Here is a 25,282-nt window from a genome sequence, read left to right as displayed (position 1 = left end):
GGATCGTGGCGCCGTCCTCCTGGGCTTTCCTGGCCACCAGCCCTCCCATGGAGTGGGAGACCACGTCGACCTCACCCAGATGCTCGGAGGAGAGCCAGTCGGAGAGCCGTTTCGCGTTGTCGGCGATGTGGTCCTCGGTGGTTTCGCTGTAGTCGAAGGCGTGCAGCCTGGTGGGCGGGAAGTCGCCGACGGTGCTCTTCTCGAATCTCTCCTTCATCGACGCCCAGACGCCCGGGTCGGCATGGAGCCCGTGCACGAACACCACCGGGCGGGCATCGTCGGCCCGGGTCTCGTCGGCGGCGACCGAGACCGCTCCGCTGACCGCCACACCGACGCTGACCGCGGCGGCCACCCGCATCCAAAACACCATGGAGAACCTCCATCGAGCAGCTCATCGCCGCTCGGGCACGCGCGGCGAAGCGCAACGGGAATGGCCGGGACCACGTTCTGCGGCCCCTGGGGGCGCACAGGGATTCCTTGGGCCGATCCCGTGCGCGCTCAACTGGCGGACAGTCCAGCGGCGCAGGTGTTTTCCTGTGCCGCTGGTGGCCGTCGAGCCGTTTACCTCTTAGAGGCCCGGGTCGAAGCGGAACCGCTGGGAGAAGTCGCCGCTGCAGGTGTAGGTCCTGATGGGGGCGCTGTTGCCGGGGTCGCCGTTGGCGATGGTGAAGCACTTGTCCGAGAACGCCCTGATCTCGTACTCGTTGTTTCCGGCGGGAACGAGACGGAACCGCTGGGAGAAGTCGCCGCGGCAGGTGTAGGTCCTGATGGGGACGCTGTTGCCAGGGTCACTGTTCGCGACGGTGAAGCACTTGTCCGAGAACGTCTTGATCTCGTACTCGTTGTTTCCGACGGGAACGAGGGTGAACTGCTGGGAAGGGTCGTTGCTGCGGCAGGTGTAGGTCCTGATGGGGACGCTGTTACCGGGGTCGGTGTTGGCAACGGTGAAGCACTTGTCCGAGAACGTCTTGATCGTGTGGGTCTGCGCGTCGCTCATGGTGGTCTGTTGAGCGGGGGCGTCGAGGGCGACCGCGGCGTGGGGGGCGAGCATCGCGGTGCCGGTGAGGGCGGCTGCGAGGACGGTCGCCGCCGCCAGCCGTCGTGAGGAGAGCCTTTGGGTGGGGTGGTTCATGGGTGCGCCTTTCTTCTCTTTACTGAGGGGGGACCCATCACAGTTCTGTTACTTAAAGTAGCAAGACAAACTCGTTACGTAACCTATCTGTATGGGTGGCGCGCCTGACCTTCTTCGCTGGCCCGGAGCGCGTCGAGGAGCGCGCCCGGCTGGAGACGGCCGACGTCACCCCGGTCGCCCGCACGGGACAGTCGAGACCAGCGCCGGCGTCTTCCGCGCCGGGGCGGCCGAGTAGGCCGTCGTCGTCGACCTGATCGTCGAGCCGTAAGCGCTTGCTTCCGCCGGGGCATCGGGAAGACAGTGATCAGTGACCGGCGACCTGGTGGGGGAGATGGAGGGGGGCTCACCCAGAAACGTGGACACCGGCTGTCATGCGGCGAGCAGCACCCTATCCGTGCTCTGCTGTTCGTAGGCGATGGGGCTGAGGTAGCCAAGGAAGGAGTGTCTTCTTCGGGTGTTGTAGCGGGTGATCCACTTAAAGACCGCCAAGCGGGCTTCACGCGCCGAGGACCAGCCCGGGGCGCCCTGCAGCGTCTCGCGTTTCAACGTGGCGTTGAAGGCTTCCGCGGCGGCGTTGTCGGCGCTGGACCCGACGGCTCCCCTGGACTGGCGCACCCCCAGCTCGGCGCAGACCCTGGCGAACTCGGCCGAGGTGTACTGCGCCCCGTGATCGGCATGGAAGATCGCACCACCCAGACTGCCCCGGGCCGCAGCGGCGGCCCGCAGCGCGTCGCTCACCAGCTCGGTGCGCATGTGATCGGCGATCGACCAGCCCACCAACCGGCGGGAGCCCAGATCCAGCACAGTCGCCAGATACAGAAACCGGCCCTCACCGACGGGCAGATAGGTGATGTCGCCCACATAGCGGATGTTCGGCCGCTCGGCGGTGAAGTCCCGCTGGATCAGGTCGGGCACCTGCTGATGCGAGGGCTCGGGCACCGTGGTGCGCACCTTCTTGCGCAGGTGCAGCCCGACGATGCCGCAGCGGCGCATCACCCGCGCCACCCGCTTGTGGTTGACCTGACGGCCCCGGGCCCGCAGTTCGGCGGTGACGCGCGGACCACCGTAGGTGCCGTCGAACTCGTCGTGGATCTGCCTGATCTCCGCGGCGAGGGCGGCATCGGCCGCAGCCCGCTCCGCCCGGGCCGGCGCCGCCTTGATCCACCGGTAGAAGCCCGAGCGCGACACCTTCAGCACCCGGCACAGCCGCTTGACGCCGAAGGCGTCGCGATGGTCGTCAACGAACGCGAAGCGGCTCACCAGTTCGTCTCTCCCGCGAAATACTTTGCCGCCCGGCGCAGGATGTCGCGCTCTGGCTCCAGCTCCCTAACCCGGGCCTTGAGCTGCTTGTTCTCCTCTTCCAGCACGTCGTCGGACGATAGCGGGCCCCGCACCGGCTTCCTCGCCGGGCCCCGCTCCTTGGCGCCCGCGCTGCCGTCCGCCTGCGCCTGACGCACCCAGTTACGCAGCGTCTCCCGGCTGATCCCCAGATCCTCAGCCACCGAGGCCAGCGTCCGTCCCGGATCGGACAGGTACAACGCGACGGCATCCGCCTTGAACTCCGGCGGATACGACTTCATCGCCACGTGGAACTCCTTGTCTCCGGATCTCCATCATCCGGTACTCAAGGTGTCCACGCTTCAGGGTGAGGGCCCGGCCCAGTGCGCGAGGCCAATGGCCGGGGACTCTGGAAGCAGACACTTCCCCCGTCGTGCAGGCCACAGCAGGCGATGAGGCCGGCATCCCCGGGTGGCTGGCTCACCACTCCGCCAGCCAGGACTCAAACATGCGACGCGGACCGTGTCATCTTTCTAGATGACGACGCGTCGTGACACGATGCCGCTGCCGACATCATGTCCGCACCACAGGTCGAATCGCTCGCCCGGGCGGAGGTATTCGGTGGCCTCGTCGTCGGTGACGATGATGGTCATGATGTGGTTCCTGTCGCCCGGAGTCAACGGCTTCCAGTCGTCGGTTGTGATCGCCGCGGCGAAGGGCCGGTTGTGGAGCACGCCTCCCTCCCGATGATGTGCGCAGATTGTCAGCGACTGCGTACGATGCGGCAGCGCGTGGGTCAGGCCGCCCTTCTCCGGCGGCAGGAGCGTGATCAGCGCTCTTACCTTCATCCTGGTCATCGGCTACAACCTTTCCTTGCTGTTCTGGCCCACCCGGGCCGGGGTCGTGGTTCTGTCGGCGCGTCAGTGATGTCGTGCCATCACGGTCGTCACCGGCCGGTATTCGGTTGAGCGGCGGTGACGGGCCCAGCAGGCCCGGTACGTTGTCGCAGGAGGTGGTAGGCGGCCAGCTTGATCGGGTCCAGGATCAGGAGCTCGGCGAACGCCCACCCCCAAGCCAGTCCGGCGAGCTTCCAGCCGATCGGGGTCATGAGGAAACCGGTCAAGGCGATCGCGGTGGCCAGGAGTTGCGTGCCGATCACGGCAACGAACAGGACCCATGAGGGGCGGTGGGACCAGAACGGGCCGCGGGTGCGGGCGAGGAACACGGTCAGGTGGCCACTGACCGACAGCTTGAGGTAGACCAGCGTCCGAACGTCTGCGTCGGCGAACCCCAGCGAGACATGCGTGGCAAACACCAGCCCAAAGGTGGAGATGACGCCGACGAGCCCGAGCGTGGCAGCGATGAGGAGTACTTCGGTGAGGTCCCATCGTTCAGGGCGAGGGGAGGGCCGCACGCGATCGTAGGCGATGGACAAGATGGCGCCGTCGTTGAGGATGGCCAGCAGGACAACCTGGATCGGGGTGATGGGGAAGAACGAGAAGACCAGGATGGTCACTGTCACGAACACGACCACACGAATCGTCTCGGTGATCCGGTAGATGGCGTAGTTCTTCATCCGCTGGAAGACCTCGCGGGCCCGGTGGACGGCCTCGACGATCGTGGACAGCCCCGGGGCGAGCAGCACAATGTCGGCGGCGGCGCGGGCCGCGTCGGTGGCGCCGCAGACCGCGATGCCCGCGTCGGCGCGGCGCAGGGCTGGAGCATCGTTGACGCCGTCGCCGGTCATCCCCACGATGTGGTCGCGCTCTTGCAGCGCTTCGACGATCCGGTATTTGTCTTCAGGGATCACCTGGGCGAATCCGTCAGCCTGTTCGACGGTGGCGGCCAGGTCCGCACCCCGCAGTTCCTGGATGCGGCGGGCAGGCAGGATGTCGTCTCCCATGCCGATCTTGCGGGCGATCTCGCGGGCGATCTCCCCGCGGTCGCCGGTGACCATCTTGACCTGGACGCCGAGCCGCTCAGCCTCTTGCAAGGTCTGGCGTGAGTCGTCACGTGGTGGGTCCTGCAGGCCGAGTACGCCGGTCACCCGCCACCGTCCGCCGTCGGCGTGTGCGACGGCCAGGGCCCGATAGCCTCGGGCGGCGAAGGCGCTTGTCACCCGTGAGACGCGCTCGATGAGTGGGCCGTCGGCTTCGGTGAGGCTGAGGATGGCCTGCACGGCGCCCTTCGCCACCCGACGTTCGCCACCGCTGTGGTCGCGCACGCGCGCCTCGGCGTATTTGCGGGCCGAGTCGAAAGGGGTGAAGTCGACGACCTGCCAGCCGCGAAGCCGATCGGGGCCGACGGCTTCAACGATGGCCCGGTCGATCGGGTCGGCGCCACCGGGCTCGGCGGTCAGAGCGGCCTGCAGCAGCACCTGCCCGGCCTGCTCGCCGTTCTCGATCACCACGTTGGCGGCGATGGCCAGCTCGTTCTTGGTTACTGTGCCGGTCTTGTCGACGCACAAGACGTCCACGCCGGCCATCTCCTCGATGGCGGGCAAGTGTGTGACCACGGCCTCGCGTTTGGCGAGGTAGCGTGCACCGACGGCCATGGTCACCGACAAGACCGCGGGCAGCGCGACCGGGATGGAGGCGATGATCACTACGAGGGCGAACTCCAGCGTGCGGGCTACCCCTGCCCCTCGCGCCAGCGAGACCAGGATGATGACCGCGACTAGTACGACGGCCAACACGATCAGGTATTTGCCGATGTTGATGACCGCGCGTTGGAAGTGACTCACCGGTGCACGTCTGCCGGCCAGTTCCGCGGTACGGCCGAATTCCGTATGCGCTCCCGTGGCCAGGACTCGCACGACCGGCCTGCCACGCGAGATCGCCGAGCCGGAGTACAGATCGTCGCCGGATTCTTTGGCAGCCGGTAGGGACTCCCCGGTCAGCACCGACTCATCGGCCTCGCACTCGCCGCTAATCACGCGGCCGTCGGCTGGAACGATCTCGCCCCGTCCGACCCGTACCAGATCGCCTGGGACGATCTGTCCTGCCGGGATCGTCGTCCAGGAGCCGTCACGGTTGACCTTCGCCTCCTTGGCCAACCGCTTCTTCAAAGCGGCGATGGCGCCGTGCGCCTGGTGTTCCTCCCAGAACCCGACGATGCCGTTGAGCAGGAGCAGCGCCGCAATGATGACGAAATCCGTCCATCGAGCCGTCATGGCGGTCAGGACCAGGGCGGTCTCGATCATCCACGGGATCGGCCCCCAGAAATGTGACAGCAGTTCCAGGACGACATTGCGTTCTCGCTCTTCCAGGGTGTTGGGTCCGTAACGAGCCAGCCGTGCACCGGCCTGCCCGCTGCTCAGCCCTTGGTCCGCGCTCAGCAGTTCGTCGGTTTGTTGGTCCTCATCGCTACGTTCGTCTCGAACCGTCCGACCTGTGCCGTCGTTGTCGGCCATTCGCGCTCCTCCCGGTGTCGAAGCCGCCGCTCAGCCTTGGCCAAGTTCAATCGATGGGCTCAGGTAGGTGGGCGCCGAGGCCGGACGACCACCACGGGGCAGATAGCGTGCTGGACACAGTGCAGACTGACGGAGCCCAGCAGCATCCGGGCGAATGCGCCGCGTCCGTGACTTCCGACCACCAGCAGGTCTGCAGTGGCGGAGGCGTCGATCAGGGCGGGTGCAGGAGGGCTCTGAATCACTTCGGTGACAAGGTGGACCTGCGGGTCAGTGCCCAGGACCTCCGCGATGGCCTGCTGGGTCTGCTTGCGTGCTTCTTCATCGAAGTCCGCGTCGCTGTAGTCCACCGGGAAGCCGTACTGGGGTGGAAGCTGCCAAGCACGGATGACCTTCAAGGTCGCGCCTGTGAGGTGTGCCTGCCGGGCGGCCCAGCGCAGCGCGTCTGTGCTGGCTTCGGACCCGTCAACACCGACGATGATGACGTTTTGCGAGATCTCGGTCATGGTCTGCCCCTTCAGAGGTGCCGGATAGGTAGCGCCCGTTACCGCTCATGCGGTGGGCGCAGCGGCGGAAGAAATGAGGTTCTGGCGCTGTCGGCTGGTGCGTTGCCGTCGAAGCGCCACAGCCGATGCAGACCGAGCGCCTTGAAAGCCTGCACCTTGATGAGATCGGCGGCGAGCGCGCCGGTGAGGACGGCTGCCAGCGCGGCTACCAGAGCGATAGGTAGCAACGGCGCCATCAGCGTTCCGGTTAGGGCGAGGGCGGAGGCGGCGAGGAGGTCGAGGGCGGAGGCGGTGAGCAGCCATCGTCCCGGTGCGCTCATCCAGGCGTGGTCGCGGGTGCGCACCAGGTAGATGCTCACCTGGCTGCCGGCCACGAGGGTGACGAAGATGAGTGTGCGCAGGTGATCGAGGTCGAGGCGTGGCCACAGGTCGCGGCCGGCCCACAGCACGCCGATGGAGGCCGCCAGCAAAGGGGTGGCGACCACGGTGGCGCCGATGATGATCTTGCGCACGTCCCAGCGGTCCGGGCGGCGCGAGGCTTGGGCGCGGTCGGTGACGATGGCCATGCTGACGACGTCGTTACCGAGCAGGAGCAGCGCCATGAGCAGGGGGGTGAAGACGAACTGGTGCCAGGCGAAGACGCCGACGGCCAGCAGGATGGGGACTTCGAGCTTCTTGACGCTGACGTTGAGGGCGTAGGTGAGGGATCGCTGGTAGGTTCTGCGGCTCTCCTTGACCAGGCCCACGATGCCGATCAGGCCTTCCTGGGTCAGGACGACACCGGCGGCGGACTTGGCGACGTCGGTGGCTGCCGCCACGGCGATCCCGACCTCAGCCTGGCGCAGCGCGGGGGCGTCGTTGACCCCGTCACCGGTCATGCCGACGACGTGCCCGGCGGCTTGTAGGTCGCGGACGAGGCGGTGTTTGTCCTCGGGCAGGACCTCGGCCACCACGCCGAGTGAGGAAAGGTCTGCTTGGTGCTCGCGCAGGGCGCCGGCCGTGCAGGCGGTTCCGGTGATGCCTACCTGGGCGGCGATGGCCTGGGCGGTGGCGAGGCTGTCGCCGGTGACCATCACCACCCGCACGCCGAGATCGGCCAGCTGCCTGACCAGTTCGCCCGCTTCCGGGCGGGGACGGTCGGCCAGCGCCACCAGCCCGGCCTGATGCCAGGAGCGGTCGTCGTGGCTGGTGGCGATGGCCAGGACGCGGGCGCCGCTGGCGGCCAGTGTGCCGAGGTTCGGGTCGGGGGCTTGGGCCGCGAGGTCGGCGATGGCCTGGGGGGCGCCTTTGGCCACGCGCAGGACGCCGTCGCCCGCGCGCAGGGTCGCTTCGGAGCGTTTGGTCGCCGGGTCGAAGGGGACGAACGCGGTCCGCCCGGCCTGCTCGGGGGAGCCGCCGTTGGCGTGCAGGATGGCCAGGTCGATAGGGTCCTGGGTGGCCGCATCGGAGGCGGCGGCGGCCCAGGCGAGCACGTCGGTGTCGCGGTAGGGGGAGCGTGCGGTGACCGCGGTGACGGTGAGCCGGTTGCAGGTGATGGTCCCGGTCTTGTCGACGCACAACACGTCCATGCCAGCGGCGTCCTGCACGGTGGCCAGCCGGGTGGTGAGGATGCCCAGCCCGGCCAGGTGCCGCGCGCCGAGCGCGCCGGCCAGCGCGAACGCCGCCGGCAGCGCCACCGGTACCGACGCCAGCAACAGGACGACGCCGTAGGACAGGATGTCCGGGCCGGGGGCGTGGCCGACGGCCAGGTAGATCATGCCGGCGGCGGCCAGGACGAGGTCCACGATGATGAAGATGCGCACCATGCGGAACACGACGCCTTCCAGGTGCGCCGTGGCTGCCGAGCCGGCGACCAGTTCGGCGGTGCGGCCGAAGTAGGTACGCGGCCCGGTCGCGCTCACCTGGCCGGTGGCCTCTCCCCGGGCGATGGTGGAGCCGGAGAACACCATCTGGTCCGGGCCGCGTTCAGCGGGGATGGACTCTCCGGTCAGCGCCGACTGGTCGACCAGTACCTCTCCCTCGCTCAGCCGCAGGTCCGCCGGGGCCAGATCACCGACACGAACGTGAACCAGATCGCCCGGGACCAGCTCGGCTGCGGGGATCGGCTGCCAGGCGCCATCACGGTAGACCCGCGCGGTCACGGCCAGTCGGCGGCGCAGCAGCTCGACGGCCGCCTGCGCGCGGCCTTCCTGCACCAGGCTCAGGCCGGCGTTGAGCGCCAGCACCACGGCGACGACGGCGGCCTCCAGCCACTTGCCCAACGCCGCTTCCAGCGCGATCGTGATCTCCAGCATCCACGGCACCGGCGCCCACAGCTTCGCGGCAATACGGGCGGCCAGTCGAGGCCGCTGCTCCGGCACCGTGTTCGGCCCGTACTGCGCGAGCAGATCCCGGGCTGCGGCCGAGGACAGGCCCCTGGGCGAGGCTACGTCGCTCACGATGCTCCCCCTTCGCTCTTCCCTGTCGCTCTCTGTCGCTCTCCTCCGTCGGCGGCTGGGGCGGCTGTTCACTGGATGAGCAGGCCAACTCCGGCCAGGATGGCCACGGTGACGGCGAGCGCAGCGATCAGCAGGAAGAAGCGTGGGTCCGGGGCGGCCAGGTGGCGAGGCGGTGACCCTCCGTGCGCCTGGTAGCGGTTCCGGTAGGCGTACGCGCCGAGCAGTACGGCGATGGCCAGGCTGAGCGCCCCCGCCGCTGTCAGTGCGTCATTGTGCCCAACGGTCAGGATCACCAGGCCGGCCACCAGCGCGGTGGCGGCTGCCAGGCACCGGTTCTGGGTCGCCTGACGTGCCCGGTGCTGAGCATCATCGGCCGGCAGCCATGGGGTTGTCATCATCAGCCTCCCTGATGTGGGGCGGAGTGTCCGCGAGCGTGTCGATGGCGCGGGCCAGAGCATCCAGTGCGGGTATCGCCTCGGCCAGCACACGCTGGTGATGCGGGCCGAGCCCGGCCTGGGCGGTGTGGACGAGAGCGGCGTTGGTACCCGTCCACCGCCGCACTGCGCGCTGCCCATCGGCGGTGAGAGACAGCGCGAACGCCCGTGCGTCACCCGCCACCCGCGACCGGGTGACCAGGCCACGCGCGTACAGGGCGTTCACCAGCGTCGTGACCGAGTTCGGGGACAACCTCAGGTGGCGGGCCAGCTGGCTGGGGCGGGCACCCGGTACTGCTGCCAGGCAGGACAGCACCTCCAGTTGCGCGACCGTCAACGGGCAGTCGGGATCGGCGGCGCGGGCGGCGCGGCGCATCGCCCGCCGTAGCCGGGCGACGGTGTCGGCCAGCACCGGCCCGGCCGAATCACCTAGCGTGGCGGCGCTGCGCGGTGTCACGCTCATTGCCATCGTGCTCTCCCCCTTGCCGTCGTCAAAGCTCCGGTGCCGGACGGCGGTGATCGTGGCCGGGCGGCGCGCTGAACGCGGTGAGCGCGGCCAAGACGGCGACCGCCGCGAGCGCGGCCAGCGCGGCCCGTGCCCCCACCAGGTAGGAGGCGCCAGCCAGGTGCAGCGCCAAGGTCACCACGGCGATGCCGAACGCCGTGCCGATGCCGCGAGCCATGTTCACCATGCCCCCGGCCGTGCCCGACACCTGTTCCGGAACCGCGGCCATGACGACGCTGTTGTTGGCGGGAATGAACGTGCCCAGCCCGGCACCCACCATCAGCAGGCAAGCCACCAGAAGTCCGGCCTGGCCCGGCGACAGGACGAGCACCCCGGCCCCGACTGCGGCCAGCACCGCCCCCGTCGCGCACCGCACGCGGTCGCTCCACCGGGCGGGCAGCACCTGCTCGGCGCCCAATGCGGCCAGCGCGAAACCCGCGGGCAGCGCCGTCAGGATCAGGCCGGCGCCCAGTTCACTCATGCCGCCGGCCACCAGCACCTGGGGCACCAGCACCAGGGGACCGAACAGCACCAGATAGCCGCCCGACGCGCCCGCCAGCCCGGACGCCACCGCCCGGCTGTGCAACAATCCGACGTCGATCAGCGCGGACGGCGCCTTCCGCTCCCACAGCCAGAACGCGGCCCCAGACACGGCGGCGACAGTAAACAGGACTGGCAGCGACCACAGCGGCAACGCCAAACCGGAGATCACCGAGGCCGCCAGCAGCAGGCAGGTAGTGGTGCCGGCGAGCAAAACCAGCCCGGCCAGGTCGAGGCGGCGTGCGCGCCTGCGCCGGCGGGTACGCGGCAGCAGGTAATGGCCCGCGGTGATGGCGGCCAAGCCGACCGGCACGTTGATCCAGAACACCCATCGCCAGCCGAGCGTCCCCACCAGCAGCCCGCCCAGCGCCGGGCCCAAGGCGAGACCGAGCGCCTGAGCCGCCGCCTGCAACCCCAGCCCCGCCCGCGCCCGCGTCCGCGGGAGGCTGGAGACCACCAGCGCCACGCTGTTGGCCTGAAGCATCGCCGCCCCGACCGCCTGCACGACGCGGAACCCCACCAGCGCCGCCAGCGACGGCGCCAGCCCGCACGCCGCGGACGCCGCCGTGAACACGACAAATCCATACAGATAGATCAGCTTGCGACCCGCCGTATCGGCCACCCTGCCCGCCCCGGCCAGCAAGGCCACAAGCGTGAGCAGGTATCCCAGCGACACCCACTGCACCGCCGCCAGCGAGGAGGCGAACTCCCGTTGCAGCGCCGGGAACGCCAGCGTGACGATGCTCGCGTCCAACTGCCCCATGAACGCGCCGATGCACACCGCCCCCACCGCGAACCATGCCGCGTTGGGGTGCTTGCGCACCCGCAGTGGCCGGCGGGACTCCCCGAGCAGATCAGGAAACCCGCGACGGCTCCGCGCGTTCATCACTCAACCCGCAACTCGCAAATCAGCCAGCCGAAACGACCAACCCGAAGCCGTACTCTCCTACGTTTCGGCAGCAGGCGAAAGCGGCCTCCCCAACCGCCGGAGCGCAGCCCCGACCGCTTCCGAACAGCACATATCCCCGTCGGTGGCACATTCATGATCCCCCCGGACTCCTTCTGTGCCAGAACCACTTCCCACCCTACTCCCGACCATTCCGGCCACCCGTGGCCAACCCCTGCCGACCGGGAACGGGCCACACACGCCTCACCTGTCCCGCAGCCGCGCCCGCCGGCGCAGGTCTGATCAACGCGCACTGCAGCCTCCTCCGCAGCCGCTACGCGAGGCAGGACAATGTCACGTAAGACCTTGGCGGCCAATTCGAGCCGGGTTGGATGTGACAGGTAATATGAATTATCTGTCACATAGACGGATTGTCGATCGTGTCCGCCCAGCTCGGCATCCGCCGCGCCAGGTGCGACTCGGTAACGTTATGTGTCACATCGGCGCAGGAGGTGCTTGGCTTGTCCGTGGTCGCGTTCCCCGGCCAGTCCGACCCGGCCCCGGTCGGCCCGACGACCGCGACAGCGGTCGACCGCTTCCTCGACTCCATCACCGCGGCCACGACCCGCGCCGGCTACGCCGAGACCCTCAGGCGCCTGCTCGTCGTCACCAGCGCCCAGTTCCCGGCCGCCGCCCTCCAGCCCGAGCACTACGCCGCAGCGATGGAACGCTGGACGACGGCCACAGCCGCGACATGGAACCGGCACCTGTCCGCGCTCACGTCCTTCACCACCTGGGCCCAGCGCCAGGAGATCCTCGCCACCAACCCGGCCCGGCGCCTGGAACGCCGCAAGAGCGCCCGCCGCGGCGACCGCTCCATCCCCCGCACCCGGCTGGAGACGCTGTTCACTGACACCTCGCACGCCCTGCGAGAACGCGTGCTCTGGAGGCTGCTGTATGAGACGGCCGCCCGCGCCGAGGAGATCCTCACCCTGAACATCGAAGACCTCGACCCCGAGTTCCGCCGCGCCCGCGTCACCTCCAAGGGCGGCGCGATCGAGTATGTACACTGGGCCACCTCCACCGCCCGGCTGCTGCCCCGCCTGCTGGCCGGCCGCATCAGCGGGCCGGTGTTCCTGGCCGACCGGCGCGCTCCCACCTCCGGCTCCAGAGTGCCGGCGGACGGCGACATCTGCCCCGTCACCGGACGGGGCCGGCTGTCCTATCCACGCGCCGAGTACCTGTTCAAGACCGCTTCCGCCAAGCTCGACCCGCACCGCCAAGGCTGGACCCTGCACCAGCTGCGGCACTCGGCGCTCCAGCATCTCGCCCAGGCCGGGCGCAGCGCGCCCGAACTGCAAGCCAAGAGCCGCCACCAGCACCTGGCCAGCCTCGGCCACTACGTGCGACTCGGTGAAGAGACCTCTGCCCGCATCACCGCCGAAGCCGACCCCGTCCAGCGTCGCCGCACCCGCTGACTCCCGCACCACGGCGGTTGCACCGGGTCACAAGCCCTCCCGCACCAGCAGCACCTGATCATCGTCGGGGTCGGGCTCGACTCGATACCCAGCCTTCACCAGATCGACCCGATACCGCGTGAGCTCCGGCGCGGAACCCTCGGCCTCCTCGGTGCAGGCGACCAGGAACGGCGCCCCGTCGCCTCCGCCCTCGACGACGAACCCGTCACGGCGTTCGCTGAACTCCTGCCGTCCCGCTTTGCGCAGCACCGTCCGGATGACCTCAGCGTCCCGATCCCGCACAGTCCACAGCGGCCGACCGCCCGCGCCGTACCCAAACTCCGGCTTGTCGTCGCTCACGCCTTCACCGTAAGCGAATCGACACCATAGTCACAGAGCCGTGCATCGTCGCAGGTCAGGCAAATCCGTTGGAAATTTCCCCAGGACTACAGCGAGGCCTCGAGAACCGGGTACCTCGACGGCCAGGAGCACGCCGCGGTGGTCAACGCCTGGGCCGCGCTACGGAGGGGCGAGGAGAGGAATTTCTTCATTTTCTGCAGCCCCTTACGCGCGCATACGCGAAGAGACAGCCGACAACGGCCGGCAGACGCCTTTGCCCTTCGCCGTGTCCCGGAAGGCCCTACGGTGGGCGCCCATGACCTTCTCCCCACCGGCCCCCGAGGGCGCCTCCGTGCACCAGCTCGCCGCGGCGCTGACCGCCCTGGACGCCTACAGCGGCGACAACTCCCCGGCCGAACACGACGACGAGGCCGCCCGGCTGGGCGGCGCGGGGCCGTACCGGATGAGCCTGGCCAACGCCCTGCTGGGCGCGGCCCAGATCGAGGCGATCCTCGCCGAGTCCCTCGCCGGTGACGCCGACGAACTGTTCGCCGCGCACCGCCAGCAGCTGATCGCCGCGGGCGTCGACGATGAGGCGGGCAAGCTCGCCGAGTTCCTGCGCTGGCAGACGGTCCGGGTGGCCGGCCCGCTGCGGCAGATCGCCCAGGACCCCTCGACCGGGCCGATCCCGGTGGCCGCCGCGCACGCCGCCGACGGCCTGCAACGCCTGCTCTCCGTCATCGCGAACGGCCAGGTTCCCTCGGTGGAGGGCGTCACGGCCGGGATCGCGGAGATGAAGGCGGCCCGTCAGGCGTTGCTGGACGCGGCCGCCAACGTCGACATCCTGCTCGGCATGCTCGACGGCTTGCAGGACGTCCTCGGCGACGGCTGACGGCTCTCCTGCGGGCTGGTGCACCCTCCGGAAGTCTGGCGAAAACCTGACCAGGAAACCGCGCCCTCCTCTTTCACCGCCCGTCGTTCCAGCGGGCGGTGAAAGCCTGCAGAGCGTGACGCTGACGGTCCTCCTCGGCCATCACCGCCGCCAAGATCCGGCGGTCGACGCACGGCTCGACGGCGGCCAGCAGAGCGCGTTGCAGCTCGGTGGGCTCCAGCGCTTCCACCTCCCACTGCACCGGCCGCTCAGGAGCGAACCCGTGCCGGGCGGCGAAGCCGGCCACCGGGGATCGCCGCGCTTGCCCTCGGCCGCCGGTAGCCCGTAGGCGAGGTCCTGCTCACCTGTGAGCAGGACACGTTCGGCGTGCACCCAGCAGCCGGTGCGGGTGATCCAGTCCTGCTCGATGTCCTCGCCCGAGGCGTTGAAGTCGCCGACGATTCTCTAGGGTGTTACGAGCGTGCGCTACGCATTCGCACAGCTCTGAAGCCGTCAGAGCGACGATGGCGTGTGCAACGCCTGTCGTGCGCGTGCCCAGGCCGAGTCACTCAATGAGGTCGAACAGATCACCCTGAACCATCTTGGGTGGAGGTTGCTGTTCCGTAGAGCAGTCGTCCAGTTCATCCCGGGAGAGGGCGTCTGTTGCGTAAGCGAGCCAGACCTCGCTTGTCACCCGGCCTCGCGCGCGCAGTTTCTGACCGTTGAGCTGTGCCCAGTGCTGGACGCGCAATTCTTCGAGCAGGCCGTCAGCCCCCAGGACATCGAGCCGTCCCGCCTCGCTCAGTCGATAGGAGGCTGTGATCCGAGCCGCGACTCGGCCGTTCTCCCCAGTTTCGATGCCCCGTCCTCGAGCCCAGTCACGTACAGCTCGCGTCTCAGCGCGGGATATGATAGAGCGCCGCTGTCGTTTGACCCGGTCGCGTAGACATCCGCAACTCTTGGTGTTGCCCGAGGTGACTTGGGCCTGGACGGCCGTGAACGGGCGAGGGTTGCCGCAAGCACATCGGTAGTCGCGAACGATTTCCGCAAGTCGGTCAGGGTTTCTGTACGGTGCGCTGACAGGCGTTAGAAGACTGTCACGATGAGGTGGTGTTTCCCTGAGTTTGCGTGGGCTTCGTGCCTTCGCCCGTTCAGGTTTGCGCCGCGGGGGACGCAGTTCCCCCCAGGTAGCGAGAATGTACGCGTCTGCCTGATCTTGGAGCTGTGCTCCTCCGCACGCAAGGTAGCCATCGAGTTCAGGAACACTGGCAGGGAAACGGTCCTGGACAGCGGCTGCTACGGCACGTGCCTGCTGGTAGGGGGTCGACCGTTCTGGCACTGGCACGGTCAGCCCCTCTGGAACTTTCAGTGCAGGGAGATCTCCCAGTCGCACGTGAACGAGCAGATCCAGAAGACCGGCAGTGACTAGGACCTGGCTTTTCTCAGTCTCGTACTGCTGTCGATCCCTCCGTTTGGTGGAATGGTGGTACGAGCCGTCGTACTCGACACCAATTCGGATCCCGCCCTCTAGCTGGAAGACGGCATCGACTTCTACTGCTTTGTAACGCCAGTGCTTCGGTTTATACTGCGGTGGAACCGTGATCTGGTGTGAAGCGAAGTTAGGCAGACCGTCAGGCAGTCGAGGGTCCGGTGGCTCGGGCTGAATGAGTTTCATGAGTCCCGAGAGTTCCGCGACGAGCCGGACCTGTTCCTTCGAGATTCCGGCTCTCGAGCAGTGACGGCAGCCTGCACCCTGGACACGATTGAGGATGCTTGCCTCCCATTGGTGCCCATGGCGGCATCGCCAGGGAAACGTGGCGTACACGCCGCCGGATTCGTCCCCGGCGAGTCGTTTCCTCGAGGCGTTGTGTCGGCTAGTGGGCAGCTGGCCCGGGTCAATGTCTGGATCGTCGAGTTCGTCGGCGATCTCCGGGAACCACGTGCGCAGCGAATTCGTGTCATCTATCACGTATCCGGCGCAGACCCGGCAACCATTTCCTTGGAGGGCGCGTTCCTTGACTACCGCCTCGAAGCGGTGCTCAACCGGGTGCCATGTACCGGTCTCAGGGGTGACTGCCCAGGTCCGGCAGACCCACGACACTCGCTCATGTGCTGCGTAGTTCATCTGACTTTTCGGCACTGGACCGCGATACTGCTCGGCCAGCGTCGGGATGTCGGTGAGCCGGATCAGTTGCCGGCAGGCCGGGCACCCCGAGCCGGCCTGAACCCTGTCCTTGGGCACAGCTGCCCACGGCTCGTGGCCCAGGCCAAGGGGACACTGCCATAGATACTCGCCATGCCTCTGGGCTGTCGCGGAAACCTCCTCCGGCCGGGCGTTATTGTCCGGATGCCATTGCTTCGCCACATCAGGGATATCGGCGACCATGGTCTTTCCGCGCCCACCCGCGCGGTTGGCCCACTGCTCCTTCACAGTGATCTTGTACTGGTCCCAGAAAGCTTTGACTTCCGCCTGACGGGCCTTCGCCACCTCAACCTCGGCCTGTACGCGTTCACGACGAGCACGATTGAGGTCGTTCCAGATGCCGCGCATGCGCTGAAGCATCCGCAGCCGGGCCTCTTGGCTGCCTCCGGCCGGATCCAGCGATTCCGGGCGAGGCGGCCATGCGGTGAGCGTGACGTCGGACGCCGCGAGAACACGCTCGGCGGTGTTGCCCTCAGAAACATCGGGGGTGCTGGCTCTGGGCATGGGGTGAGGTTACGAGACAGGGCCGACAATAGATTCATTACAGCAGCTACGGGCTGTCTGCTCCAGCTGCTCGATTGAGTTGGCTCATGAGTTCGCGGTTGGCTGCGCGGGCGGCGGCGAGTTCGCGGGGCGTTGGCACAGCTCACCTGCTGCCGCGCCTGCTCCGGCTCCCGGACGGCAGCGTGCGTACCCACGGGCCGCTGTTCCTGTCCGAACGGCACCCGGTCCCGGCCCGCCGACCGGCGGCCGCTGAGATCTGCCCGCACACCGGCCGCGCCGGCCTCGCCCTCCAGTTCGGTCAGTACGGCGTGCTCGCCGAGTTCGGCGGCCTGGGCGGGGTCAGCCGGCCTGGTCGCCGACGGGCACCACGGCGATCGTCGCCTCGGCCGAGGATCCGGGCACGAGGTGGACCGTGTCGCCCGGCTGGGCCAAAGCCAGCTCGTGCGGATCGGCCGGGCGGGCGCTGTGATAGAGGACACGACGTTGCACGTCGTTCAGGAGGATCTGCCGGCCTGCCAGGTTCACCTGGATCTGGTTGGTGGCAAGGACTCCGAATTCCGGATCGGTGAGTGCCTGGCTGGAAGCACCGCGGGTCAGGGTGATTTGTGTCCAGGTGGTGCGGATCTCCTCGCCGCGTAGGAGCCGCGCGAGCTGGATGAGTTCGCCGATCTGCTCGGGGGAGATCTTCTCCAGGTCGGGAACGGTCACGCGCTGGAGAGCGTGAGCTTGCACGGCGAGGAGTGCCTGGAGGAGGGTGACCGTCCAGCGGGCCATGTTCACCAGGGGTGAGGCGCGTAGTTCGGGTTCCTCAGGTCGCCAGACGGAGGTGAGAGGCGGGCCACCGCGCACCGCGAGGACGAGGCCGGTGGCAGGGGCGAGGTCGGCCACCAGGTGCACCGCCGGCAGTACGTCGGCGGGGGTCTTGCCGACCGGTGAGGACATGGTCATACGGACCCGGTCGCGGCCGGGTCCGTTGAACAAGAAGCGGAACTCCAAGACCTCGGACGGGTCGGTGGCTGACAGCCAGGTACCAGGACCGTCCAGGCCGTTGTTGATGCGCACGTTGGTGAGGGGCAGGGTGTGCGTGACGGTGTCGTCCGGAGCCAGGAGCCGGACTTCCATGTCGGGGCGGTCACTGCTGGAGTCGGCGGTGACCATGAAGGTGAAGCGTCCTGAGCCGGTGGACCTCAGCAGGCCCGGAGGGCCGGTGACGTCGGTGACGGTGCCGGGCACGTCGCGGAAGGGGGCGCCGTAGCGCAGCCAGTCCTCGATCGCCTGCTGTTCGGGCGAGCCGACGGGGACCTCCAGCTTGACCGCTGCGGTGATCGGGCGCAGCCGCGGGGATTCGGCGCAGCGGGGCAGCAGGCGCATGGCCAGGTAGGAGTCCTCATCCAGTTGCCGGTAGTGCACCCAGGCCACCGGGGAGGTGGTGCGCAGGTCGCCGTCCCAGGCTTGTTGATCCACCCGGCCTGGACGGATCTGCACGTCGTAGCGGTAGAACGGGTCCACTTCGTTCAACGCGGCGGCCAGGCCGCGCTGGCGCGCGATGACGGCATCCAGAAGGTCCTCGGCAGGGATGCCTACGGGCACCTCTCGGCCACCCTGCAGCACCTCGGTGATCAGCCGTGCCAGATGCTGCCCGCCGTCGCCGAAGTAGTACTGCACCAGGGCGGGGTTGTCGGCGGCAAGACCGTCCAGGATGCGCCCGCCCATCCAGCGGGTGCGGATGCCGTGGCCGACGGTCAGTTTGGCCAGCCAGTCGAGCCGTGGATTGCTGGGCTCCCATGGCGTCACCAGGGTCCAGGAACGCACCGGCAGCACCGGCAGTGTCTGGGCGACGAAGGTGTTCCAGGAGGCTTCGATCTTGCGGGCCTGACCGGCCGTCAGCGGACGGCTGTAGCGCTTGACCTGGTAGATGTCGAAGCCGTCAGGGTTTTCCACACGTACATCGACCCCCCGATCTCCCTTAGACGGAGTGGGCTGATTGCCGTGCGGGTGCTTGAGCAGCAACAGCGCCGCGACGAACTCCTCGACCTTCTCACCGGGCTCGCGTTCCCAGTTCACCATCGTCATAGCTCATAGCGAAGCAGGAACCTGCGACATTTCACCCGTCACTGTCGCCCGACGGGGCGGGCGGCAGTCACAACGCCGTGCATGGCCTGGCTGATGCGGTCGACGGCGTGCTCAGGGTCGGGCTGGCGCCGTCCGGCCAGCGATGACGGCCTCCAGGACGACGCCTACCAGTACGTCCCCCATCGCGCACCTGCTGCGGGAGGCGGCGGCCGTACCGGACGCTGACCTGCTGGTGATGATCAACCTGGCGTGAGACTCATGCGTGGCCGAGGGGAACTGGGCGATCACCCCATGGGCGGATAGGAGTCGTAGATCTGCACGCTCGTGACGGGGGCCGGGCCGGTGGTGCTGCTCAGGCGGATGTAGGACACATACGCCCGACGGTCCAGGGCCTTTTCGATCGCCTGGGTCACGGCGGTCAGCAGGTCGACCACCGCGATGCCGCTGAATCCGTCGATGCGCACCGGCTCATGGCGTCCCAGCACATAGGCCCACAGCGCTCCGCTGCTGGTGCTTTCTGCGGCGCGGAGGTCGGGGCCTTCGTCGGAGACGAAGAAGGAGGTCACGCGATCGGCACGAACGACCTCGGAGTACGCACAAATCCAGACGTGGGGGAACTCAGCCATGAGCCGATCTTCTCGCTTCCCAGGAGGCCGGTCGCGGGTTTAGGCGCTTCGCCCGGAAGGGCCTCAGTGCGGGAACAGAGTCCCGACCTGGAACCCCTACTAGTCTGGCTAGTTAGTAGCCATACAATTTGAGATTGGCTACTTTGTATCCATGATGGAGAAGCATGTGGCGGTGATGGTGCCCGCCGAGGAGGTGTCTCCGCTGTGGCTGTGGGACCTGGCCCAGGATCAGCCGGTGGTGGAGCTGTACGTGCCCGTCGACGGCGCCCCGGTCCTGTCGCTGCAGAACGGCGACGACGACCACCGGGGACGGGAGTACCGGCAGCGGAGCATGCGCTGGCCGATCCCGCCGCTGGTGGCCGGTGAGGCGCTGTGGCAGGCCCTGGCCGCGCTGCGTCCCCTGGCCGCCCGGATCGCCGCCTGGATGATGCCCCCTTCCGGCAAGGGCGGCCCCCGGACTGGGCTGACCGCCGACGCCCAGATGGCGGCGGCCGAACTGGAGGACCGCCTGGCCGAAGCGGTGCGCTACCTGCCCCAGGTCGAGATCGTCTCAGCGTGGGACCTCAGCGCCGTGACGATCCATGACCTGGCCGGAGCCGACCTCACCGATGAGGACCTGGCCGAGGCCACCGCCCGCCTGAACGCCACTGTGACGCCGATGACGCCGGGCGGCGTGGTGGTCGTGCGCGGCCTGGCCGACCGGATGAAGTCCGCCCGGAACCGGGCCCGCGCCCGCGTCCGGGCCCGGCTGGCGATCGTCGCCGCGATGGCCGAAACCGGCCGTCAGGAGCGCGATGAGCTGATCCGCCGGATCGCCTCCTGGGGCGAACGCGACGACACCCACCGGTCCCTGGGGGCCGCGGCGGGCCTGTCGCATGGCGCGGTCCAGAAGATCCTCACGAAGGTCGAACGCGACGACGCCCTGGAGGCTATGGAGGATCGGCTCGCCGCGGCGCTGGAGGCGCTGGTGCGGGACCGCAACCCCGAGCCGCTGCACCCCCTGGCCGCCACCGGCAACCACAACCGCCAGGCCGAGCGTGAGCGCCGGGCCCAGCAGCGATGCGCCGTCCCCGGCTGCGCCGCCGCCTCACGGCTGATCGTGAAGCGGTGGCAGATCGACGACGCCGTCTCCTTGCCCGCCGACGAGGACGACCCCGACCGCGACCCGCTGGAGGACACCACCACGACCCTGAGCGTGCAGCCCCGTTTCGACGGCCAGCCGACCTGGACCGCGTGCGGCACCGTCCACGCCCGAACCCTGGCTGACACCGACCGGGCCAACCCGGCCGTCACCGGCACCACCCCCGGCAACCTGGTCTACCACTACCAGGTGGAGACCTTCCGGTACCGGCCGCGCGCCGCCGAGCTGCCGCGCCCGATCCTGCGGGTACGGCACTGCCTGGAACTCCTCAACGACTCGGCCGACGCGCTCACCCAGGCGGTGCACGCCGGGCACCTGACCCGGGCCGCCTCCTGTCTGTACGCCCTGAAGCAGGATGTCGCCCGCAGCGCACTCGTCTTGTCCGAGCTGTACACCGAGCCGACTCCGGCCACGCTGTACCGGCACGGCGATCCCGAACCCGGCCTGGAGGTGCGGCAGGTTGAGGACGGCGACACCCTCTATCTGCGACAGCCCGCCGCCGGCGGCTTCGTCTGGATCCGCCGGGGCGACCCTGCCCCCCGTACCTGGGCTGAGCTGACCGCCTCCACGGAGGGACGCCCCCTTGTCGCGGTTCCCGACGTCAAGCTCGTCCTGCCCACCGACCACGAGCGTCACGAGCAGCAGGACGACGATGACGGCGGCTGGTACGACGGTGACGACGACCCCGATCCCTACGACGGCCACCTCTGACACCGCCGGTTCAACGACGTCCCCCGTTCTGAGAAGCAGGAGCCGACCATGAACACCACCGCAGAGCACGGCCCGCAGCTGGCCGAACGCGATTGGAGCAGGAGCGCCATCGTGCGCCTGGTCCAGGACGTCACCACAGCAAGCCCCTACAGCGGCCTGGGCCCGATCCACCGGCGCGCGGGCCGCGTGATGACCCTGCAGCAGCACGGCCTCGCGGGAGAACCGATCGACGGAACCGTCTGGTCGACGAGCGGCGACGCGGACCTCACCGGCTTCGTCCCCGACGAGGCCGTGCAGGTTCTCCAGGTCCTGGAGGAGACCTCCCCTTTTCTCGCCACCCCTGCGGAGCCGGTACACGCTCGGCTCGCTCGGCGCTGGCGGCAGGCCTCGGCGCTGTTCGCGCACGCCATAGCCGACACGGCGAGCGCGGACCGGGTGATGGTGCACGCCCACCGTCAGGAGGTCACCCGGGACGTGAAGAACCAGGTAACCCATCTCCGCTACAACGCAAGGCCCCTGGGGCCGCAGGACGCGGAGGTTCTGCGCCTGGCCGCCGACATCCTGGACCAGGTCGTCCAGCCGGGCGCCAGCGGGTACGAGTGGGACGTGGACAGCGCACGGACGGCTGCGGCCGATCTGCGCACCCTGGCCAGCGACCCCGCGCAGGCCGGATCTGACCTGACCGCACGCCTGCGGGCGGCGGACGCGGCACTCAGCATCGCCCTCCAGGTGGACGGCGCGGTGGGAGTGGACGCCCCCCGCCTGACCCCGCAGGAGACGGAGGCGGCGGAGATCCGGTTCGGCGCGCGCCTGGCGGCCGTGGCCGACGTCGAGTAAACCCTGGGCCGGAACGCCCTGCCCCGCGAGGCTGACGTCGACCCCGCGAAGATCAACAACTTTCCGGGGGGGCCGACGCCGACTTCCCCGCCAGGCCCCCACCGCCCCGGGGGGGTGGGGGCGGGAAAGTGGACAGTTTCCTGACATCTGCGCTGGTGTGCTGCGCCGTCGCAGCGCTGTGCCGTACGCTTTTCGATTAGTGGCAGAGCACGCCTGCCCGCTTCCGAGTCGCTCGGCGCCCACGTCGCCCGCGGCCGAAGGGCAAGGGTCCCCGACTCGCGTGTTGGTCTTCCTTTCTCGTTTCCGCTGGCATGAGCTTCTTTCCCTTACGGCGGGGCGACGTGGGCACCCTTGCCGAAAGGACGCACCTCATGACCAGTGACAAGGCCCGCAAGCGCGACATCCGCCGCCGCATGCAGGAGACGGATGAGTCCTACACCGAGGCCGCCCGCCGCGTCGACGAGGAGAACGCGCCGCCGGTGCTGGCCAAGGAGGTGCCCGCCGCGACGCTGACCGCCCCGGTGGCCACCCGGCTGGCCCGCCACCTGGTGGCCGCCCGCCAGCACCTCGGCCAGGCCACCCGCCTGGCCCACGAGCACGGCGCGGCCGCGTTCGCCCCGTCCGACCACCTGCGCGACCGGCCCGGTGGGCCGCTCACCGAGATCGCCGAAGCCGCCTCCTCCGATGTGTGGCAGCTGGTCGGGTGGGCCGAGCGCACCGCCCTGGCCTCCGGCGCCGTGCCCGCCCTGCCCAACCCCTTCGGCAACGGCACCCCCGAGCAGCGGCAGGCCTACGAGATCCTCTACCCCGACCAGCACACCTGGTGCGCCTCCCCCGGCGGCACCCTGCCCGCCCCGGGCGAGAAGCCCGGCCAGGCCGACACCGGCCGCACGACCACCCACAGCCTGCCCGGCCCGGTACCCGAGGCCCGGCTGAGCCTGCGCGCCTCCGGCCGCAGCGTGGTGCGCGCCAAGGACGTCGTGCCCGGCACCCCCGCCGCCGCCCTCTGGGACGCCGCCGAGGACCTGGAGACCTACGCCTGCGACTGGATGAGTCGCGGTGGTGACTCCCCGGCCGACCTGGCCGCCGCGCTCGACGGGCTGGCCGAGGTCGCTGACCGGCTGCAGGGCGCGATCAGAGCGGTCGGCGGCGAGATCGCCCGCCGGTATGAACGCCAGAGCCTCACCGGCGGCCACCGTGAGGAGGTCGCCGTCGAGGCCGGCCACGCCGACGAGGCCGCCCGGACGCTGCGTCGCCACCTGGAGGGGCTGCGTAAGGCCCTGACCGGCGCCACGGCGGTCCTGCCCCCGGCTACGCCGGGCACCGTCCCGCCGCACGTCTCCGCCCCGCTGGACGGGGCGACGCTGGCCCGGGTGCGTGAGGCGCTCGGCGACGAGGTGTTCGCCCAGCGGCACATCACCAAGACCATGCCCGGTGACGAGCGTCGTACGGCCGCGCTGGAGCGGATCGTGCAGTGGATGCACGCCCGTGGAGCGAGCGTGTACGACGCTCCGGCGCACGCCAAGACCGACCCGGCCACGCGCCTGGGACAGGACACCCGATGAGGCGGGCGAAAAGTGAGCAGACCAAGCCGTACTCGGTCGCGCTCTGGCTGATCAGGGCGTTCGCGCTTGACGAGGCCGATCAGCACAGGGAGGGCGAGTACGAGGACGTCGCCTGGGGGCCGTACAACGACCTGACGGCCGTGCTGCACGAGTGGCAGGACGCCTCCGCACTGCCCCAGCAGTCGTTTCTCCTGGTGGAGTGGCTGGCCGTCGAACTGCACGCCTACCTGCGCATCCAGTACGGCGACCAGGTAGAGCGCTACCTGATCGACTTCGGCGACCAGGTAGCGCAGGCCCAGCAGCACGACCACCCGGCCGGGCCGACCGCGATCGCGATCCTGTCGGAAGCCGGGGCCGACGACGCCGAGTGCCGGACCCGGATGGCCAGACCGTACGCGGCCTACCTCCGCGACGGACACCAGGTGGAAGACGCCCGGGAGGTCGTCCTGACCTTCGCCTTGTGGGCCGGTGCCACGCTGGCCGAGCTCATGCGCTACGACGACCAGCGGATCACCTCCTACGTGGAGGCCCGCAGGGATGACTGGCACGTCCCCGAGGAGGAGAAGTCATGAGGACCGCCATGATCATCCCCAGCCTCATCGTGGACGAGGAACTGTACGAGGCCGCGGCCGCGGGCCTGGCCGCGCACGCTCCCGCCCAGGCCGCCCTCACGTGGAGCGCGTTCACCGACGCCTCCCGGTGGTGGCTGGTGCCAGGCCCCGACGACGGCGACGACGGTGTGCCGCTCGGCTACAAGGCCGAGCACGTGCTGACCCAGACGGGCGACCTCACCATCAAGATCAACCTCTGGTACCGGCCCGATCTGCGCAGCAGAGAGACTTCGAAGCCGCACACGCACCCCTGGGAGGTCATGGAGGCCCACCCCGTGCTCGGGGCCTACGAGGACGAGCACTGGCACCGCACCGCGTCCGGGATGCTCGTTGAGCAGGGCTGCGTGCTGAACGCGCCCGGTTCGGTGAACCGCATCTTCGCCCGCGACTACCACGAGGTGACTTCGATCGCCGCCCCCGGCCGGACCGTCTCGGTCATGGTCTGCGGCCGGTGGATTCACGATGAGACCCGCCGGGGCGTGTGGGGGCACCTGGACCTGTACACCGGCGACCACGTCCCCGTGCAGCGGGACCCGGCAGAGCAGGCGCGGTTCCGTTCCCGGCTCTACCGGATCAACCCCCAGCACACCACGGCCTAACAGGACACTGCCCGCCCCATCGAGGGCCTCAGGCGCTCGCCGTACAGCTCGTATGGCGGGCGCCCGCGGGCCACGGGCCGGAAGGCGGAAGACTTCTGGTCCGTGCACACGCCTTATGGGTTCACAACCGTGCTAGCTGACCTTGTGGGACGGCACCTGTCACGACTTGCGCACCATATGCGGACTCGCAGCTCAGCACTGCTCTGCTCGGTGGGGACGGTGTCGGCGGACGGAGTAGCCGCATCAGGCTGTGAGGGCGTCTATCCCAGTTGCGACTGCACTCTGGTCGCTCGTGCGTTAGGAAAAGACCACTTCGCTACCGTCTGGTCTACTCGGTGGCTGTTTTATACCGTTCGCGCATGCCCAAGTACAGAACGACGCAGGTTGGAGGTCACTGGCGGACACTGCGAGACGGCAGGAGAGTCTGGGTGCGGCCCCATCCTCGTAGAGTCCCTATAGGGGTCACGGTCGGTATCAGCGGAGCCGCGCTGCTTGTCGTCACCGCCATCGTCGTCGCTTTGGCCATAGCATCCACCGGCACGCCGACGCCTTCGCCGAAGCACACCGCTCCAGCTCGGATAAAGACCAGTCCTCCTCCTGAGCCGACAACCGCGCCT

The 25,282-nt window shown here is 69.0% G+C and carries 22 protein-coding genes; 7 read left to right on the top strand and 15 right to left on the bottom strand.

Translation table 11 applies throughout. The annotated features are described in order from the left end of the window. The 10 genes from ACFOYY_RS34155 to ACFOYY_RS34110 all read right to left on the bottom strand — a co-directional run. On the bottom strand, positions 1–370 hold a 370-nt coding region (locus ACFOYY_RS34155), incomplete at its 3' end, for an esterase/lipase family protein (protein WP_386195272.1). A gap of 198 nt (positions 371–568) precedes the next feature. Next, positions 569–1,132, bottom strand: coding sequence for an RICIN domain-containing protein (locus ACFOYY_RS34150; protein ID WP_386195270.1), 564 nt, complete (start codon positions 1,130–1,132; stop codon positions 569–571). Between the two features lie 369 nt (positions 1,133–1,501). Next, positions 1,502–2,718 (bottom strand): IS3 family transposase gene (locus tag ACFOYY_RS34145; protein ID WP_386195268.1). Its coding sequence is split into 2 segments (ribosomal slippage): positions 1,502–2,406 and positions 2,406–2,718, totalling 1,218 coding nucleotides; the frame shifts between segments, so codons are not numbered across the junction. A gap of 225 nt (positions 2,719–2,943) precedes the next feature. Then, positions 2,944–3,267, bottom strand: a complete 324-nt coding sequence (locus ACFOYY_RS34140) for a hypothetical protein (RefSeq protein WP_386195266.1) — start codon at positions 3,265–3,267, stop codon at positions 2,944–2,946. A gap of 89 nt (positions 3,268–3,356) precedes the next feature. Further along, complete coding sequence (locus tag ACFOYY_RS34135) at positions 3,357–5,822, bottom strand: plasma-membrane proton-efflux P-type ATPase (protein WP_386195264.1); 2,466 nt, start codon at positions 5,820–5,822, stop codon at positions 3,357–3,359. Positions 5,823–5,881: 59 nt separating this feature from the next. Then, on the bottom strand, positions 5,882–6,325 hold the full coding sequence (locus ACFOYY_RS34130) for a universal stress protein (protein WP_386195262.1): 444 nt from the start codon (positions 6,323–6,325) through the stop codon (positions 5,882–5,884). Positions 6,326–6,363: 38 nt separating this feature from the next. Beyond that, positions 6,364–8,763, bottom strand: a complete 2,400-nt coding sequence (locus tag ACFOYY_RS34125) for an HAD-IC family P-type ATPase (RefSeq protein ID WP_386195260.1) — start codon at positions 8,761–8,763, stop codon at positions 6,364–6,366. Between the two features lie 68 nt (positions 8,764–8,831). Next, the gene (locus tag ACFOYY_RS34120; RefSeq protein WP_386195258.1) at positions 8,832–9,161 is read right to left on the bottom strand and encodes a hypothetical protein; all 330 of its coding nucleotides are present in this window, start codon (positions 9,159–9,161) and stop codon (positions 8,832–8,834) included. Next, a complete protein-coding gene (locus tag ACFOYY_RS34115; protein WP_386195256.1) occupies positions 9,130–9,666 on the bottom strand; it encodes a MarR family winged helix-turn-helix transcriptional regulator in 537 nt (178 codons plus the stop codon). Before ACFOYY_RS34115 ends, ACFOYY_RS34120 begins: the two co-directional genes overlap by 32 nt. Positions 9,667–9,688: 22 nt before the next feature. Then, positions 9,689–11,128 carry an MFS transporter gene (locus ACFOYY_RS34110; protein WP_386195255.1) on the bottom strand — a complete coding sequence of 480 codons (1,440 nt, stop codon included), beginning with the start codon at positions 11,126–11,128 and terminating at the stop codon, positions 9,689–9,691. Between the two features lie 527 nt (positions 11,129–11,655). On the opposite strand from ACFOYY_RS34110, the gene ACFOYY_RS34105 reads away from it, so the two are divergent. Beyond that, complete coding sequence (locus ACFOYY_RS34105) at positions 11,656–12,606, top strand: tyrosine-type recombinase/integrase (RefSeq protein WP_386195274.1); 951 nt, start codon at positions 11,656–11,658, stop codon at positions 12,604–12,606. A gap of 27 nt (positions 12,607–12,633) precedes the next feature. On the opposite strand, the gene ACFOYY_RS34100 is transcribed toward ACFOYY_RS34105, so the two are convergent. After that, positions 12,634–12,945 (bottom strand): hypothetical protein, encoded by a 312-nt coding sequence (locus tag ACFOYY_RS34100; RefSeq protein ID WP_386195253.1) that lies wholly within the window; start codon positions 12,943–12,945, stop codon positions 12,634–12,636. A gap of 295 nt (positions 12,946–13,240) precedes the next feature. Between ACFOYY_RS34100 and ACFOYY_RS34095 the strand changes: the two genes are divergently transcribed. Further along, positions 13,241–13,816, top strand: coding sequence for a DUF6245 family protein (locus ACFOYY_RS34095; protein WP_386195251.1), 576 nt, complete (start codon positions 13,241–13,243; stop codon positions 13,814–13,816). Between the two features lie 73 nt (positions 13,817–13,889). Here the strand turns inward: ACFOYY_RS34095 and ACFOYY_RS34090 are convergent, their stop codons facing one another. The 4 genes from ACFOYY_RS34090 to ACFOYY_RS34075 all read right to left on the bottom strand — a co-directional run bounded on the left by ACFOYY_RS34090 (position 13,890) and on the right by ACFOYY_RS34075 (position 19,201). Continuing rightward, positions 13,890–14,045, bottom strand: coding sequence for a hypothetical protein (locus ACFOYY_RS34090; RefSeq protein WP_386195250.1), 156 nt, complete (start codon positions 14,043–14,045; stop codon positions 13,890–13,892). 315 nt (positions 14,046–14,360) lie between these two features. Next, entirely contained in the window at positions 14,361–16,502 is a 2,142-nt protein-coding gene (locus tag ACFOYY_RS34085) for a zinc-ribbon domain-containing protein (RefSeq protein WP_386195248.1), read from the bottom strand. Positions 16,503–16,841: 339 nt separating this feature from the next. Further along, positions 16,842–18,575: a hypothetical protein gene (locus ACFOYY_RS34080; RefSeq protein WP_386195246.1), complete on the bottom strand. Its 1,734-nt coding sequence runs from the start codon at positions 18,573–18,575 to the stop codon at positions 16,842–16,844. Between the two features lie 284 nt (positions 18,576–18,859). Further along, entirely contained in the window at positions 18,860–19,201 is a 342-nt protein-coding gene (locus ACFOYY_RS34075) for a hypothetical protein (protein ID WP_386195244.1), read from the bottom strand. Between the two features lie 151 nt (positions 19,202–19,352). Here ACFOYY_RS34075 and ACFOYY_RS34070 point away from each other — a divergent pair, with 151 nt between their 5' ends. The 5 genes from ACFOYY_RS34070 to ACFOYY_RS34050 all read left to right on the top strand — a co-directional run bounded on the left by ACFOYY_RS34070 (position 19,353) and on the right by ACFOYY_RS34050 (position 24,665). After that, on the top strand, positions 19,353–21,053 hold the full coding sequence (locus ACFOYY_RS34070) for a hypothetical protein (protein ID WP_386195242.1): 1,701 nt from the start codon (positions 19,353–19,355) through the stop codon (positions 21,051–21,053). Positions 21,054–21,101: 48 nt separating this feature from the next. Continuing rightward, positions 21,102–21,890, top strand: coding sequence for a hypothetical protein (locus ACFOYY_RS34065; RefSeq protein WP_386195240.1), 789 nt, complete (start codon positions 21,102–21,104; stop codon positions 21,888–21,890). Between the two features lie 371 nt (positions 21,891–22,261). Then, on the top strand, positions 22,262–23,455 hold the full coding sequence (locus tag ACFOYY_RS34060; RefSeq protein WP_386195238.1) for a hypothetical protein: 1,194 nt from the start codon (positions 22,262–22,264) through the stop codon (positions 23,453–23,455). After that, positions 23,452–24,027: a hypothetical protein gene (locus ACFOYY_RS34055; protein ID WP_386195236.1), complete on the top strand. Its 576-nt coding sequence runs from the start codon at positions 23,452–23,454 to the stop codon at positions 24,025–24,027. Before ACFOYY_RS34060 ends, ACFOYY_RS34055 begins: the two co-directional genes overlap by 4 nt. Beyond that, on the top strand, positions 24,024–24,665 hold the full coding sequence (locus ACFOYY_RS34050) for a hypothetical protein (protein WP_386195234.1): 642 nt from the start codon (positions 24,024–24,026) through the stop codon (positions 24,663–24,665). The genes ACFOYY_RS34055 and ACFOYY_RS34050 overlap by 4 nt, the downstream gene beginning before the upstream one ends. Positions 24,666–25,282: the final 617 nt, after the last annotated feature.

Source organism: Streptosporangium jomthongense (assembly GCF_042650425.1).
Lineage (GTDB): Bacteria > Actinomycetota > Actinomycetes > Streptosporangiales > Streptosporangiaceae > Streptosporangium.
Note: the sequence above shows the minus strand (reverse complement) of the source record. Positions and strands in the feature narration are given on the sequence as shown.

Coding starts and splice junctions, on each gene's coding strand:
- ACFOYY_RS34140 (WP_386195266.1), bottom strand. CDS start 3,267: ATGACCAGGATGAAGGTAAGAGCGCTGATCACGCTCCTGCCGCCGGAG.
- ACFOYY_RS34050 (WP_386195234.1), top strand. CDS start 24,024: ATGAGGACCGCCATGATCATCCCCAGCCTCATCGTGGACGAGGAACTG.
- ACFOYY_RS34095 (WP_386195251.1), top strand. CDS start 13,241: ATGACCTTCTCCCCACCGGCCCCCGAGGGCGCCTCCGTGCACCAGCTC.
- ACFOYY_RS34130 (WP_386195262.1), bottom strand. CDS start 6,325: ATGACCGAGATCTCGCAAAACGTCATCATCGTCGGTGTTGACGGGTCC.
- ACFOYY_RS34080 (WP_386195246.1), bottom strand. CDS start 18,575: ATGACGATGGTGAACTGGGAACGCGAGCCCGGTGAGAAGGTCGAGGAG.
- ACFOYY_RS34120 (WP_386195258.1), bottom strand. CDS start 9,161: ATGATGACAACCCCATGGCTGCCGGCCGATGATGCTCAGCACCGGGCA.
- ACFOYY_RS34065 (WP_386195240.1), top strand. CDS start 21,102: ATGAACACCACCGCAGAGCACGGCCCGCAGCTGGCCGAACGCGATTGG.
- ACFOYY_RS34085 (WP_386195248.1), bottom strand. CDS start 16,502: ATGCCCAGAGCCAGCACCCCCGATGTTTCTGAGGGCAACACCGCCGAG.
- ACFOYY_RS34110 (WP_386195255.1), bottom strand. CDS start 11,128: ATGAACGCGCGGAGCCGTCGCGGGTTTCCTGATCTGCTCGGGGAGTCC.
- ACFOYY_RS34135 (WP_386195264.1), bottom strand. CDS start 5,822: ATGGCCGACAACGACGGCACAGGTCGGACGGTTCGAGACGAACGTAGC.
- ACFOYY_RS34070 (WP_386195242.1), top strand. CDS start 19,353: ATGATGGAGAAGCATGTGGCGGTGATGGTGCCCGCCGAGGAGGTGTCT.
- ACFOYY_RS34060 (WP_386195238.1), top strand. CDS start 22,262: ATGACCAGTGACAAGGCCCGCAAGCGCGACATCCGCCGCCGCATGCAG.
- ACFOYY_RS34115 (WP_386195256.1), bottom strand. CDS start 9,666: ATGGCAATGAGCGTGACACCGCGCAGCGCCGCCACGCTAGGTGATTCG.
- ACFOYY_RS34055 (WP_386195236.1), top strand. CDS start 23,452: ATGAGGCGGGCGAAAAGTGAGCAGACCAAGCCGTACTCGGTCGCGCTC.
- ACFOYY_RS34150 (WP_386195270.1), bottom strand. CDS start 1,132: ATGAACCACCCCACCCAAAGGCTCTCCTCACGACGGCTGGCGGCGGCG.
- ACFOYY_RS34075 (WP_386195244.1), bottom strand. CDS start 19,201: ATGGCTGAGTTCCCCCACGTCTGGATTTGTGCGTACTCCGAGGTCGTT.